Origin of the sequence: Paenibacillus sp. Dod16 (assembly GCF_049893405.1) — a bacterium.
In the GTDB taxonomy this organism is placed as follows: Bacteria; Bacillota; Bacilli; order Paenibacillales; family Paenibacillaceae; genus Paenibacillus_AQ.
Map to the genome: position 1 here is coordinate 18,958 of NZ_JBNDYG010000040.1, position 11,972 is coordinate 30,929.

An 11,972-nucleotide genomic window follows, 5' to 3' on the forward strand; every position below is an offset into this window, starting at 1 on the left:
AAAAAAAGATGGAGCTGAAACCTTTGAATACAACATTGATGATCGAACAAGGCAAAGAATATTGGTTGAATGAACTGCAGCTACCTTTACCGGGATTCTATCTGTACACTGATGGTCCAGCGCATCTTCAGCAGCAAGAGCTTGATCGCACGACGTTGAAGCTTCATATCGAAACCGGTAAAATCAAGCGGCTCCGCGATTCATATGACATGAAGGCGTGGATGCTCACAAGCTATGTGGTGTTTCTATACCGAATGACTCACGATACCGATTTACTGATCGGCGTGAACAATGAGAAGGGCAATCTCCTTCCGCTGAGAGTTAACTTAAGCGGCAGCGATTCATTCGCACAGATCTATGAGCAAATTTCCACCAAAATGGAGCACATAGAAGTAAGCAGCTATTCGCTTGAGGATATAGAAGGATTCAGCGGTCAACCGCTCCCGCTCCAAACAGTCTATGGCCATAATGGGAATGGTTATGCTTATAGCTCCAGCTGGCTGAACTGGATGGTTCAGGAGGAGAAGAAGGACGAGTGGACGCTCTATGTATCCTATGCACGACCATTGTATCGAGAAGAAACGATCGAAAAATTCAGCAGGCATTTTGAACAGCTTGCAAACGCGGCTCTTGAACATATAGATGTTCCGGTTAGCCGTTTGCCTATGCTGACAGAAGAGGATAAGAACGCGTACTCGATACTCAATGACACGAAGAAAGAGCTCCCGAAGGATCCTACCATTGTGTCGATGCTTGCTTCCATTGTGGAGAGATTTCCTAAGCGAATCGCGCTATCGACAGGTCATGAGCAAGTAACGTATGAGCAGCTTGACCGGTTGTCAAACCAAGTTTCACATATGCTTATAGACAAGGGACTGCGTAAAGGCCAATTCGTCTCAATATTTATGAAGAGGGGCCTGGATACAATTGTCAGTATGCTCGGTGTGCTCAAGGCCGGCGGAGCCTATATCCCGCTGGATCCATCACATCCAGATGAAAGAAATGCCTATATTATCGAGGATACCGAATCGGCGATCATTCTGACGCATCAGGACTTCACAGCCAAGCTGGATGGACTCCTGGCTGGTTTTCAACCAAGGCCAGAGTACTTCTGTCTGGATGAACAATTCCTTTCGTACTCGGAGGAAGCCTGTGGCGTCCGCGTTGAAGGCGATGATTTGGCATATATTATCTATACCTCCGGTTCGACGGGCAAACCGAAAGGGGCCTTAATCGCCCATCAAGGCGTCGTGAATTTGGCACTGGCCAATCAAGAGAATTTACAGATGAGTGAACAGGATATCATTCTTCAATATTCCACATTCAGCTTTGATGCTTCTGTATACGATATATTCGGATCGTTGGCTTGCGGTTCACGACTGCATCTTCTTACCGATGAACAGCGTTTCTCCATAGACGCCTTTACGGAGGCCGTAGCAGAAACCAAGGCAACCCGTGTCGCCATATTGCCTACGGTGTTTTTTAATCAATTGGCAGCGTATTTGCCTGTGGAAGACACACATAAATACCGGAATATCAAGACGATCGTCGTTGGAGGGGAAGCGCTGGCCGGAGAAACCGTTCGGATGTTCCAGAAAAAGCTGCAGATTCCAATCGTTAATCTATACGGCCCAACGGAAACGACGGTTGTAGCAACAGGGCATGTCGTGGATTATCCGGTTCCGGACGATCTGGCCACCGTGTATATCGGGACGCCGTTTGCCAACTATGAATTGTATATTGTGAATGAACATAATGAGTTATGTCCAACTTGCGTAACCGGAGAGCTGCTGATCTGCTCGGTCGGCGTAGCCAAAGGCTATCTGAATCAGCCTGAGAAAACAAAAGAAGCCTTCATTCTGGATCCGATAACACCGGAATCCGGAAAACAATACTACCGTTCCGGAGACTTGGTCCGTCTGCTGCCGAACGGACAAGTGGAATACCGGGGACGTAAAGATTCGCAGGTGAAGATCAGAGGCTTCCGGATCGAGATTGGGGAGATCGAAGACAATCTGGCGAAGCACGAACAAGTAAAGGACATCGCGGTTATTCCGAGAATGGACGAGGACGGAACCAAAATGTTAGCGGCATTCTATACAACCCATGATGGACAGGCAGCTTCCGCTAGGGATTTGGTGCAGTTTTTAGGTCAGAAGGTACCTGGTTACATGGTTCCTAAATACATGTGTTTCGTGGATGAAATGCCGCTATCCCCGACCGGTAAGATTGACCGTAAGAAGCTGGCAATGTACGAATTGTCGATGGAGATGGAAGAGGATGACTCCCACTACGAGGCACCGGTTAACGATATTCAGCGGGATGTTGCTGCGGCTTGGGAACAAGCACTTGGACAAACCAAGATCGGCATCCACGACGATTTCTTCGATATCGGCGGGTATTCGCTGAAAATACTGGAGATTCTGGTGCTCCTTAAGCCGCAGTATCCGCAGTTAAAGATCAATGATTTCTTTGTGTATCCGACGATTGCAAAATTAGCGGAGCGAGTAGAGGAAATGGGGCAGGTAACGGCCTCGGCCGATCAATTAGAGGATAGGGACCTTCCTATTCAGGATTTGGCTGAGTATCCGATCTCTTTCCCGATCAACGATGGTTCGGAACAACCCATCTATCACCAGCAGCATATTTTGCTGACAGGCGCCACGGGATATTTGGGGTCACATCTGCTGTATGAACTGCTGAAACAATCGACCGCTACCGTATACTGTCTGGTTCGACCAACAAAGCAGATGGAGCCCTATGCCCGCCTTGAGCAGATCATGACCGGATATTTTGGCGAAGAGGTCAAGTCTCGAATGGACAAAAGGGTGATTGCGATTCAGGGCGACTTGGAGCAGGAATATCTCGGGCTCGGAGCTGAAGACCTTGCAATGATTGAAGCGCGCATCGATTCCATCATTCATTGCGGAGCCGAAGTGAAGCACTTTGGCGACTCCGACTATTTTGCTAGAGTCAATGTGGAGAGTACGGACCGTTTGTTGACTTTGGCTCAGAGAAGACCGCATATCCGCTTTCACTTTATTTCTACGCTTGGGATCCCTGAAGATTTGGCACTGGGCGGTCAGTGGGATGCCATCGTTGCCGGAACGGGATATGAAGAGTCGTCCATTGAGAATGTCTATACGAACAGCAAGCTGGAGGCAGAGAAGCTGGTCATTAAAGCCGGTTCAGATCGAGGCATTCCATCCTCGGTTTATCGCGTGGGGAATTTGTCCTGTAACTCGGAGAATGGAATTTTCCAGAAAAACATCGACAACAACGCGTTTTACCGCATGCTGAAAGCGATGCTGCTGTTGAAGAAAGCGCCCGGTGTGAGATGGGAAGTAGATATTACGCCGATTAACTATGCCGGGGAAGCCATTACCGCACTGCTGCTTCAGCAAGAAACGGTCGGGCGGGTGTTCCATATCTGCAACCCGGCTGCCGTTCCTTATGAGGAGATGGTGGAGCATTTCAAAGCCTATGGATATGACATTTCGGTGATGGACTGGAAGGAATACGAGGCATGGTTATTGGATCCTCAGCAGCCGAAGGATAAGGAAGGCCTTGAGCTGGCGATGGCACAATTCGAAGGCGACGGAGCCAAGAATTCCATCTACCGGTATACTTGTCCGCAAACCTCGGAATTCCTCAAGCACACAGGGGTAAAATGCGCTTTACCGGACAAGCTGTTATTCGAAAAAATGATTGAATATGCCGCTGGTATTGGATATTTCGTGAAACCGGAGTAATCACAGGCAGGCAGCAAGCATGAAACCGCGAGAAGCTCTCGCGGTTTTTTTGTGGTCAGGATCAGGCACAGCATGCAAATATTTTTTTTGTGGCTGGAGTGTGGTACGATCATACTGATTTAAGTCCAGTAACACCAAATGAGGTGGCCCATGAATCACGAACATTGGAAGCAGGCAGAGACCGCACTGGCTTGCATGGAAGTTTTCAAGAATGGAGAGAACGACCCTGTAACGATTGAAGGCGAATCGGATGACCTGCGCTGCATCGGAATTGGTACGGATGCTGCAGTATTCGTATACGAACCTTTGCCGGCTTATGCGTTTAAACTGTATGCTGCGGAGGCGCAGCCTAAGAAGGAAGCGGAGATTAAGGTCTATCAAGAGTTGGTGGGCAGCCCCTATTTTCCTGTATTTTATGGAGCAGGTGAGCGTTACGTGGCGATCAGTCATGAATCCGGATTTACCCTGTACGACTGTTTGCTCTATGGTATGCCCGTTCCGAGGCAGGTCATCGATGATGTTGAAGCAGCACGCTCCTTTGTGCGCAGCAAGGGCTTAAACCCGCGGGATATTCATTTGAAGAATGTACTGCTGCAGGAAGGGAGAGGGAAAGTACTCGATGTATCGGAGTATATTCAGGAGGGAAACGACAAGCGATGGGAGCATCTCGTGTGGGCTTACGACAACGTATATCCGCTCCTTGAGGGCAAGAAGTTACCGCTCTGGGTATTGGAGGCCGTGAAGAACGGATATTACCGTCTAGACCCATCCAGTGTGAATATGCAGGAATTTGCAGACCGGATTGGACGACTGTTCTTCAGAAAATAGGATAACCGGAACGATTCCAAACGGGGTAGGAGCATTCCCCGCTTAGCAAACGAAGTGCTATCATCAGAACATATACGGTGGATTCAATCCCCCTGAAGCTGTAACGGCTCCAGGGGGATTTTGGTCATTAGAAGATACTCCAGTTCATCTCTCGGGATATGGTCTGCAGCAAATGCACGCCGGCATAGCTGTTGCCCTTGTCATTCAGTGCTGGGCCCAGCACACCGATTCCATAACGTCCCGGCACAAAAGTTAAAATGCCACCTGAAACGCCGCTCTTGGCGGGCAACCCTACCTGAATGGCGAATTCTCCTGATGCGTTGTACATGCCGCACGTCGTCATGAACGTCCTGGCGATTTGAACATACCTTCTAGGTATGAGCGTGTTGCCGATAAGCGGATCCGTACCGCTGCAAGCCAGCACTAATGCCATTCTGGCTAGATCGGCGCAATTCACAGCGATTGAGCAGTGCCGAAAATACACCTCTAACACCTCTTCAACATCTCCGCTGAGGACCCCGTTTTCCTTCAAAAAGAATGCTATGGAACGATTCAGATTCCCGGTTTCCGATTCTGAACGGTAAACGCCCAAGTCATATTCCAAGCCAGCGTTGCCGGATAGCTCTTGAAGAAACTGAAGAATTCGGTCGGATTTCTCGCTCGGGCTGCCTCCGTGAATTAAGGAAGAAACGGTAATCGCGCCTGCGTTAATCATCGGATTGAAGGGAATGCCGGGCCTTACTAACTCCAGCTTCAGCATGGAATTGAAGTTGTCTCCGGTCGGCTCCATGCCAACCTTGCTGAAGACGGCATCCTCTCCATTGTCCATCAGGGCTAATATTAGCGTAAACACTTTGGAGATGCTCTGCATCGTAAAGCGCAGCCCGCAGTCCCCGGCTGTGACGGATTCACCCATAGTGTTCAGAAGGGTGATGCCCAGAGCAGCATGCGGAGCTTTGGACAGCTCGGGGATGTAGGCGGCGACTTTGCCTCTGCTGACACATGGCAAGCTGGCTTCCAGCCAGCCGGGAAGCTGCTGTCGGATGGCTTCGAGTTCGGTTGGCCTCATCTGTCAAACCCCTTTCTTGGTGTTAAACACCTTATAAGCCCGCCATGGCCGTGTCCATGCTGCGGGTTTTTGTTTTGTTCTGAGTATGCATGCTCGTGTTCGTGTACTGAACAAGTTTGTTAAGCTTTATGTAAGGTTCGTATAAAAATCGTGTAAGGTTCGCCTTTTATAATTACATCTGTGCTTAACTAACGACAACTTGAAGGGGAACGCCATATGACAACCATATTACAAGCAAAACATGTAGAAAAAACATTTGGTAATCAAGGGAATCAATATACGGCATTGCACGATATCAATCTTGAAATTCAGGAAGGCGAGTTTGTCGGCATCATGGGACCATCCGGGGCAGGCAAATCCACGCTGCTGAATATTTTCTCGACGATCGATACACCGACGGCAGGCGATATTACCATTGCCGGACAGCATATCGTGTCGATGAACGAGGAGCAGCTATCGGATTTTCGCCGGAATCAACTCGGCTTTATATTTCAGGACTACAACCTACTGGACACACTCACGGTCAAAGAAAATATTTTGCTTCCACTGGCGTTGTCTAAGGTGCCTGCAGACGAGATTGAGAAACGGGTTAACGCGATTGCCGATACGTTCGGCATTCGCGATATTTTAAACAAATATCCTTATCACATCTCGGGTGGTCAGAAGCAGCGTACCGCGGCCTCGCGCGCCATTGTGGCCAATCCAAGCCTCATATTGGCGGATGAACCGACAGGGGCGCTGGATTCCAAGTCGGCAACCAGCCTGCTGCAAAGCTTAAAGAAACTGAATGAGATCGATCGTTCCACCATCATGATGGTCACTCACGATGCTTATGCTGCGAGCTACTGCAAACGTGTCATTTTTATAAAAGACGGACAGCTTTACCAGGAGCTTCATAGAGAAGACCAACTTCGCAAGGTGTTTTTTGAACAGATTCTGGAGGTACTGGCTGCGCTTGGGGGTGAGCACGATGACACTGTTTAGCATAGCCAGAAAAAATATCCGTAAAAATTTCACCAATTACTTTTTGTACTTTGCTTCGATGATTTTTAGTATCGTCATTTACTTTACTTTTGTTTCATTAAAATATGATACTGCCATTCAGTCCGCAACGGAGGGATCGACAAAAATCAGTTCAGCCTTTAGCGGTGCCGCCGTCGTGCTGATCATCTTCGTGGCTATATTCATTTGGTATTCCAATTCCTTCTTTACCCGCAAGCGCAAGAAAGAAGTCGGATTGTATTCATTGCTCGGTGTTCGGAAGAAACAAATCGGCCGGATGTTATTTTATGAAAACTTTCTGATGGGTGTGCTGGCTCTACTAGCCGGGATGGCTCTAGGCTCCGTGCTGACAAGATTCTTTGTATCCCTGTTAATGAAGGTTATGGGATATGATGCGGTGTCGAATTTCTCGATATCGCCTGTGGCCATCATCAATACCACCATCGTGTTCATGATCATTACGCTTATCACATCGCTGCAGGGTTACCGATTGATCTACCGGTTCAAATTGATTGAATTGTTTCATGCGGATCAGGAGGGAGAACGGGAACCGAAGGCTTCATGGATCACCGCTATATTGTCTCTGGTATTCATAGGCACCGGATATTGGCTTGCTCTGCAAAATCTGCTGGAATCCAAGGCTTGGGCGGCGATGGGATTCATGTTAACTCCACTTGTCATCCTGATGACCGTGATTATCGGAACGTATCTGCTGTTCAGTACCCTGACCGTTACGTTGTTGAAATTGTCCAGAAACAACAAGAACAGATTCTGGAACGGGATGAACATGATTGGTGTCTCACAGCTTCTATATCGAATCAAAGGCAACGCGCGAACGCTTACCATCATTGCCGTACTTAGCGCGACAACACTTACCGCTGTTGGGACGGCTTACAGCTTTTATTACAGCAATGCAAGCAGCGCCCAGCAAGCGAACCCGAACAGCATGATGTGGATCTCCCATGACAGCAGCGTGACCAAGCGCGCCGACGAGCGGATCGACTCAGCTGCGCATCACGAGCTGTTATATCATGTGTCCGTCCCTGTCCTTGAAGTGGATGCTGATGTCAGAGGGCTGAACGATGTTTTTTCGCATGATATCCAAACATACAGCGTCATCTCCCAGCATGATTTTAACGAGTTGGCGAAGGTGCAGGGCCGGAAAGATACTATCACTTTAAGCGGAGAAGAGGCCGTTGCCTTGGACCCGGCCTATTACGAAGGAATTTCACCGACGTATGTGGGTTCTACGGTCACGCTTAACCCGGACAAGCAGGAGCAGCAAATTACCTTTAAGGAATTGAAGAAATTCAGCGTGCTAAATATGGGGACCGTCTATTCTACAGTGGTCGTAAGCGACGAACTGTATACGCAATTGCTGAAACAGACCAACACGATTTTGCTGGAGGCTTATGGCATATCGAATCAAGATAAAGCGAAGCAGTTGACGGAGGATCTAGAAGGCATCTTACCGGAAAGCGCCTCATTCGCCAGCTATTATCATGATTATGCGAGAGGAATGGAATCGTCAGGCCTGTTGATTTTTATGGGAGGATTTCTGGGACTTGTGTTCCTTACGGCGACAGGCAGCATCATTTATTTCAAGCAATTGACAGAGGCCAATTCGGACAAAGCAAGATATCAGATATTATACAAAATCGGCGTAAATCGGCGTGAGGTTAAAAAGAGCATAGCCCAGCAAGTGCTGTTCATCTTTGCTTTGCCGCTCGCTGCAGGCATTGCGCACTGCGCTGTCGCACTTTCTGCGTTGTCCAAGCTTCTGCATATGAATCTTGTGATTCCGGTCGTGATCTGTATGGCCGTCTATACCTGTGTTTATTTGATCTATTACGTTGTTACCGTTAGGTCCTACTATAAAATCGTAACCAAAATAAAATAACCAATCATAAAGGAGCACAGTCATGAAAAAAACGATGATCTTCGGCGGTATTCTAGTCGCCATCCTTATTGGATTTGTTGTATTGATTCAAAATGTGAACTTCAATCGCCTCGGAACAGAATCATATTATGTGCAAATCCAAGATGGAAACCGAGTGGAAGACAAAGCGGATAACGGGGAGAAATACATCTACTACGAGTACAACCTGGAGGGGTTCGACAAAGAAGGGAGCCCGAAGACGTTAACCTTTAGGGCAAACAAAGAGCTGCGGAAGCAAGCGTACTTGCGTTTATATGTTAAAGAAAAGGGAGTCAGTTCCTATCAAGAGGTACAGGCAAACGAAATTCCGGAAAAAGCCAAGATGAAGCTTGAAACGTTAGGAAAATAAGGACGATATCAGAGGGAGAGAATAACGTGACTCATCTAAAAGAAAGAACGACGAGCCTATCGAAGAAGGCTATCCTTACCTCACTTGTTTTGACATTGACTGCATGCCCGCTCATCAGCGCGGGCAGTGCAGCTGCACAAGCTGTCTCCCCTACTGTCATTTCGCAAATATCAGCCAGCGTTGAAGCGCATGCACCGATTCAATATCATATCCTGACGAGACTGAACGAGAAGAATATGACCATGCAGGGAAGCAGCATGGTTACGTATCAAAACACCAGTCAGGATACGTTGAATCAGCTGGTATTTCATACTTATGCCGATGCCAACCGTTCGAAATCGACGCAGACGTCCATGTTTAAACGATCGAACGAAGAAATCAGCAGGAACCATCCGGAGAAGTAGCCGGAAGATTTTCTTGGAGGCATTGATATTCAAGGAGTGAAAGCAAATGGCCAAGCTCTCGAGTTCCACAACAAAGTTCAGGCTTTGACGATTCAATTGAAGGAGCCCATACAACCGGGAGGAGCGATAACGATACATATGGACTTCTCTCTGAACATTCCGTATGGTTCGCAGCGCTTATCGTATTACCAGGATATTGTGAATGGCGCTCACTGGTATCCGGTCATGTCGGTCTATGATGAAGAGAAGCATCGATGGAACACAACCCCTTACAGTCCAACGTTCGAAACCGATTATTATACTTCTGCAGACTATGAAGTAGAGTTCAATGTTCCCGACGACTATCAGGTGGCGATGCCAGGCACGATAACGACACGGAATGACGTGGAACCCGGCCGCAAAGTCGTTTCCACAGTTGCCAACAATACAAGGGAATTCGTATTCTTTGCCAGTCCCAATTTCAAAATGGACAGTGTTACCCGCGACGGCTTGACGATCGAATATTTATATTTTGATAACGAACCAGGAAAGAAACAGGTCATTGATCGGTATATCGATCAGGCATTTAAAGCGATAGAATTTTTTGGCGATAAATACGGTGCTTATCCTTATCCGGAATTCCGAATCGTCGAGTCATACGTCGAGGGCGTGGCTATCGAATATTCACGGGTTATCCAAATGGGACAGGTTCACAGCCAGGCCGATCCCGCGCAGGACACGGTATTCGTTCATGAAATTGCACATCAGTGGTTCCATGCTCTGATCGGGAACGATTCGGAGAACGAATCTTTCCTGGACGAAGGTTTTGCCGATTTTTCCAAGGTGTATTTTGCCGAGAAGCAGGGGGATAAGCTGAACGGCTTTAGATCCATTCAATTTGACGATTCCTCGCTGGAACTTGCCATTGCGTCGAGCAATGACGAGGTGGGGGATATGGCAAGTCCGGTTTATTACGATAAAGGTCGCCAAGCGATTTACCAATTGTACCGGTCTGTTGGCGAAGAAAAGTTCGATCAGTTTATGAAGGAATATTTCAAACGCTATGTTCACAAAAATGCCACGATTGAGGGACTCCTCCAAACAATTGAAGACGTGCTGGGAAAAGAGGCCCGTAACGAAATGGCCACGGCTCTATTCGAACCGGGCTTTGTACTTAAGCCTGAATACCAACTGTCAGAAGAAGAGAAAACAGCTTATATGCATGACCAGTTTCAATTGCTGTATCAAACATCCTTATACCAAATTCCAGACTTGCCCTACGAAACGATGAGCCGCATCATGGAGAAGGCTCTCCAGGGAGAGCCGTTATCGATCGTTCTGAGTGATCAAGTAAGCAGTTCAGCACGCAAGCAGCAAGAAGCCATGGTGAACCAGCTCACGATGCTCTTTGATATCAGCGGAGTGAAATATGACGTTATTCGGGATCGCCAGGTATTGAAAAAGAAATTGAAGAAAGAACTGGGGACAAGCAATCTGATCGTGATTGGCAACGGTAAATCGAATGGGGTGATCCAGGCGCTGAAATCCGGTATCATCGAGCGGGCCAACAAAATGGGCTTTGCCTGGAAGGATACCATGAATCAACCAGGTGCTTCCGGAGCGTATGCGATCAAGCATCCATTCAATCAAAATCGCCTTATGCTCCATTATTTCTGGAATGGCGATCATGTAACAGACGCAGCCTTGGAGACGTACATGGCAAAAATGCAGGAATCTCTAGGATTCACGAGCGCTTTTTATCACTACTATGTGTTGGACAAGAATGGCAAGATGGTGTTAGATAAACTGGAGGGGAATCCGCTATCGAAGTTTTTTGCGGAGGAGTAAGCTTGATGTATGTCCCCTTCCCGAGCCATGCTCTGTTGAATAGCAGCCTGGCTGGTGGGAAAAATGTTGGTTATAGCAGGGGGGGAACGAATTGGCGTTTGATCAAAAGGTACTTGTCGTTGATGATGAGACGGATATTGTCAGGCTTCTTCAAACCGTACTGATCAAGGAAGGCATCGATCAGGTGTATACTGCGGGATCAGCGGAAGGAGCATGGGTTGAATTCCAGAAATGGCAGCCTGATCTTGTTATTCTGGATATCATGCTCCCGGACGGAGAAGGATACGAAGTATGCAAGAAAATTCGCAGCGTCTCCAATGTTCCGATATTCTTCTTATCGGCCAAGACGGAAGAAATTGATAAAATCCTGGGATTCGCCATCGGCGGCGACGATTACATTACCAAGCCATTTAGTCCGAAGGAAGTGGCTTACCGGATCAAAGCCCGGTTTCGGAGACCGGATGTTACTGAGCAAGTGGACAAACCGAATCGCGTGATCAAGAAAGGCCCCTTTGAATTAGATGAAGAGAAGATAGAGCTGAAGAAGGACGGCAAAGTCATTCCACTAAAACCGAAAGAGCTGGGACTGCTCACGCTGCTGCTTAAGCATCCGGGCCAGATCATCAGCAAGGAAAGTTTATATGATCAGGTCTGGGGTGAGGAATTCTTCGGTTTTGATAATACCGTGATGGTTCACATTCGGAGGCTGCGGGAGAAAATAGAAGAGGACCCTTCCAATCCCCGCTATCTGCTCACGGTAAAAGGCCTTGGGTATAAGCTTGTCGTAGAGGATGAATAAGGG

Annotated in this window: 9 protein-coding genes; 8 read left to right on the forward strand and 1 reads right to left on the reverse strand. The window is 47.8% G+C overall.

Annotated features, from left to right (window positions below; translation table 11 throughout):
- Positions 1–23 precede the first annotated feature (23 nt).
- Both ACPV3A_RS26680 and ACPV3A_RS26685 read left to right on the forward strand, forming a co-directional pair.
- On the forward strand, positions 24–3,752 hold the full coding sequence (locus ACPV3A_RS26680; protein WP_426202332.1) for an amino acid adenylation domain-containing protein: 3,729 nt from the start codon (positions 24–26) through the stop codon (positions 3,750–3,752).
- Between the two features lie 150 nt (positions 3,753–3,902).
- Positions 3,903–4,580: a serine/threonine protein kinase gene (locus ACPV3A_RS26685; RefSeq protein WP_426202334.1), complete on the forward strand. Its 678-nt coding sequence runs from the start codon at positions 3,903–3,905 to the stop codon at positions 4,578–4,580.
- Positions 4,581–4,707: 127 nt separating this feature from the next.
- Here the strand turns inward: ACPV3A_RS26685 and glsA are convergent, their stop codons facing one another.
- Complete coding sequence (glsA, locus tag ACPV3A_RS26690; RefSeq protein WP_426202337.1) at positions 4,708–5,649, reverse strand: glutaminase A; 942 nt, start codon at positions 5,647–5,649, stop codon at positions 4,708–4,710.
- A gap of 216 nt (positions 5,650–5,865) precedes the next feature.
- Here glsA and ACPV3A_RS26695 point away from each other — a divergent pair, with 216 nt between their 5' ends.
- The 6 genes from ACPV3A_RS26695 (at position 5,866) to ACPV3A_RS26720 (ending at position 11,969) form a co-directional block, all read left to right on the forward strand.
- Positions 5,866–6,633 carry an ABC transporter ATP-binding protein gene (locus ACPV3A_RS26695; protein WP_426202338.1) on the forward strand — a complete coding sequence of 256 codons (768 nt, stop codon included), beginning with the start codon at positions 5,866–5,868 and terminating at the stop codon, positions 6,631–6,633.
- The gene (locus tag ACPV3A_RS26700; protein ID WP_426202340.1) at positions 6,620–8,551 is read left to right on the forward strand and encodes an ABC transporter permease; all 1,932 of its coding nucleotides are present in this window, start codon (positions 6,620–6,622) and stop codon (positions 8,549–8,551) included. Before ACPV3A_RS26695 ends, ACPV3A_RS26700 begins: the two co-directional genes overlap by 14 nt.
- 22 nt (positions 8,552–8,573) lie before the next feature.
- Positions 8,574–8,939 carry a YxeA family protein gene (locus tag ACPV3A_RS26705; protein WP_426202342.1) on the forward strand — a complete coding sequence of 122 codons (366 nt, stop codon included), beginning with the start codon at positions 8,574–8,576 and terminating at the stop codon, positions 8,937–8,939.
- A gap of 26 nt (positions 8,940–8,965) precedes the next feature.
- A complete protein-coding gene (locus ACPV3A_RS26710) occupies positions 8,966–9,343 on the forward strand; it encodes a hypothetical protein (protein ID WP_426202344.1) in 378 nt (125 codons plus the stop codon).
- A gap of 36 nt (positions 9,344–9,379) precedes the next feature.
- Positions 9,380–11,170, forward strand: a complete 1,791-nt coding sequence (locus ACPV3A_RS26715) for a M1 family metallopeptidase (RefSeq protein WP_426202345.1) — start codon at positions 9,380–9,382, stop codon at positions 11,168–11,170.
- Positions 11,171–11,261: 91 nt separating this feature from the next.
- Positions 11,262–11,969 (forward strand): response regulator transcription factor, encoded by a 708-nt coding sequence (locus ACPV3A_RS26720; protein WP_426202347.1) that lies wholly within the window; start codon positions 11,262–11,264, stop codon positions 11,967–11,969.
- Positions 11,970–11,972: the final 3 nt, after the last annotated feature.